This window comes from Luteibacter sp. P4_E6 (genome assembly GCF_056401535.1).
Genome location: NZ_JBFUJE010000828.1, coordinates 1 through 1233, shown reverse-complemented (window position 1 = coordinate 1233; position 1233 = coordinate 1). Strand labels below are relative to the sequence as shown.

General features: G+C 60.3%; 2 protein-coding genes. Both read right to left on the bottom strand.

Annotated features, from left to right (window positions below; all coding sequences use genetic code 11):
* Positions 1–219, bottom strand: a 219-nt coding sequence (locus AC1DT2_RS23855; RefSeq protein WP_477299170.1) for an SDR family NAD(P)-dependent oxidoreductase, incomplete at its 3' end; no start/stop codon positions are given.
* A 51-nt stretch (positions 220–270) separates the two neighbouring features.
* The gene (locus AC1DT2_RS23850) at positions 271–1017 is read right to left on the bottom strand and encodes an SDR family oxidoreductase (RefSeq protein ID WP_477299169.1); all 747 of its coding nucleotides are present in this window, start codon (positions 1015–1017) and stop codon (positions 271–273) included.
* Positions 1018–1233: the final 216 nt, after the last annotated feature.

Here is a 1233-nt window from a genome sequence, read left to right as displayed (position 1 = left end):
TTCCATGTCGAGGAAGAGTTTCGCCACTTGCTCTGGCTGGGAGGCGTCGACGGCAAAGACCGCTGCAGCAGTCTCCTCCGCCAGCGGCTTCAGCTTCTCGACATCGCGAGCGGCGAGACCGACTTGCAATCCGAGGTTAGACAAGCGCCGCGCTAGTGACGCGCTGATGCCAGGTCCGGCTCCGATGATTAAGGCGCAGCGATAGGGGAAGTCAGCCATGGATTCGTCCTCGGTGCTTGGTTCTACGGAGCCGGCGGAGGCACACGACGTTCAGAGTTGAGACCAGCCCCCGTCGACCGGAAATTCGGCGCCGGTTGTAAAGGTCGCATCAAACGCGAGGAAGAGGACGGCCTTTGCGATTTCCTCCGATGTCCCGAAGCGCTTCATCGGATTGGCCTCGCGCATCTGCCCGGTAAGATGTTCCGCCGTTTCCTTATCGGGGAAAGCCTTGCCGATGATCGGTGTTTCGATGGGACCGGGCGACACCGCATTGACGCGAATCCCCCGAGGAAGAAACTCCGCGGCGAACATCCGAGTAAACGATCGCATCGCGGCTTTGGCGCCACCATAAGCGGCGATCATGGGCATTCCCTTGATGTTTGCGGTTGAGGTGGTGAAGACAACGGAACCACCGCGAGTGATCATCGGCGCGAGTTTCTGCACCGCGAAAAACGGTCCCTTGGCGTTCAGGCTGAACATATCGTCGTAGACAGCCTCCGTCATGCTCTCAAGCGGCGCGAAGGCGCTGAAACCCGCGTTGACGAAAAGCAGATCGACCGTGTCGAACTCGGCCTTCACCCGAGTGGCGAGCGTGTCGATGTCCGTCAACGACCGGGCGTCGCTCGAAACGACGAGGGCGTCGTTGCCGAGCTCTTCCTGCGCCGAATCCAGGCCAGCCTGCGACCGCCCCGTCACAAGGACGCGAGCACCCCCATCGAGGAGCATCTTCGCCGTTGCCAGCCCCATGCCGCTCGTGCCGCCGATGATGACCACCTTTTTACCTTGATACCGTTCCATGCATATGCTCCTCACGACGCTCGGGTCGCTTCGTTGTTTTCGAACTATTTGGTTGGATAATTAGGTGCCAAGTCCCTGGCCCACGAACACCTGTGCAGCTCCGCAATCACCTGCCGACTCGGTTTACCGCAAGTAGTCAGCCGCCATCGGGGCTCCTTCCAGACACCCCCTTCAACCATTCCGGGTAAGGCAAGTCGGCCCCGGAGACATTGACGA

Bases quoted from the DNA above. Each gene is read 5' to 3' on its own strand.
- AC1DT2_RS23850 (WP_477299169.1), bottom strand. From the start codon at position 1,017: ATGGAACGGTATCAAGGTAAAAAGGTGGTCATCATCGGCGGCACGAGC.